This window comes from Arhodomonas sp. KWT (assembly GCF_010993615.1).
The window spans coordinates 1-1,427 of the sequence record NZ_WNXE01000021.1; the positions used below are offsets into that span (position 1 = coordinate 1).

General features: G+C 71.3%; 2 protein-coding genes. Both read left to right on the plus strand.

What is annotated here, in order from left to right:
* Window positions 1-1,200, plus strand: a 1,200-nt coding sequence (locus G7A99_RS06095; RefSeq protein WP_163139205.1) for an MATE family efflux transporter, incomplete at its 5' end; no start/stop codon positions are given.
* A 2-nt stretch (window positions 1,201-1,202) separates the two neighbouring features.
* A partial coding sequence (locus G7A99_RS06100; RefSeq protein WP_205599752.1) for a hypothetical protein occupies window positions 1,203-1,427 on the plus strand: 225 nt, incomplete at its 3' end.

Here is a 1,427-nt window from a genome sequence, read left to right on the forward strand (position 1 = left end):
CCGCTGGCCGCCCTGGGCTTCACCATACCCTTCATGCAGCTGGTGATCGGCACCCAGGTGGGCATCGGCATCGCCACCACCGCGCTGGTTTCGCGCGCGCTCGGCGGCGGCGAGCCCGAGCGCGCCCAGCGTCTGTGTGGACTGGTGGTGATGACCGGCAGCGCGATCGTGCTGGCGCTGGTGGTGATCCTGTGGTTCCTGCGCTCGTGGGCGGTGAGCCTGCTCGGCGCCGAACCCTCGCTGCTGCCGCTGATCGCCCGGTACTGGGCGCCGTGGCTCGCCAGTGCGTGGATGGGGGCGTTCCTGTACTTCGGTTACAGCGTGCTGCGCGCCCACGGCAACACCCGCCTGCCCGGACTGTGGATGGTCCTCACCAGCCTGATCAACCTGGTGCTGGACCCGCTGTTCATCTTCGTCTTCGACTGGGGTCTGCCCGGTGCCGCCTGGGCGACGCTCACCGCCTTCGGCGTCGGCGCGCTGGCGGTCTACCCCGCCCTGGCCCGTCGCCAGTGCCTGCGCCTGGACGTGCGCGTTCTGGGGGTGCTGCGGGCACTGGGCGGCATTGCCGCCATCAGCGGGCCGGCGATGCTCAGCCAGCTCATGCCACCGCTCTCGGCAATGCTCGCCACGCGGGTAATCGCCGGTTTCGGCGTGGACGCGGTCGGTGCCTGGGGCCTGGGTACTCGCATGGAGTTCTTTTCCATCGTGGTCGTGCTCGCGCTGACCATGTCCCTGCCGCCGCTGGTCGGGCGGCTGCGTGGTGCGGGCGATATCGTCACGATCCGCCGGCTGGTGCGCCTCGCCGTGGGCTTCGTGCTCGCCTGGCAGCTGCTGCTCGCGCTGATCTGGTTCCTGGCGAGCACGCCGCTGGCGGGGGTGCTGAGCGCGGATCCGGCCGTGGCTGACCGCCTCGCCGCCTATCTCCGGCTGGTGCCGTGGAGCTTTGGGGCACTCGGGGTGACCATGATCATGGTCTCTGTGAACAACGCACTGGGACTGCCGCTGCGCGCCATGATCACCTCGGCGCTACGACTCTTCGCGTGCTACCTGCCGGCACTCTGGGTCGGTGCCCAGCTCGTCGGGCTGACCGGTGCATTCGCCGGAGCCCTGGCGGGCAATCTCGCCGCCGGCGCCACCGCCGTTACCCTCTATCGCGCGGGTATGGCCCGGCTGCGCGGGCCGGAACCCGCGAGCGCCTGAGGATGCCGGGCGCACGCACCGGGGACGGCCGGGATGGCGCCTCACTCCGCGGCGCGGCGCTGGTCGCCACCGCCGCGGGGCTGTGGAGCACCACCAGCATCGTTGCGAGACTGGCATTCACCGCGGGGGCACTGCCACCGCTGGTACTCGGGAGCGTGCGTCTCCTGCTGGTCACGCCGCTGTTCCTGGTCGCCATCGCCGTGCTGCGCGGCCGGCACGGCATCGTG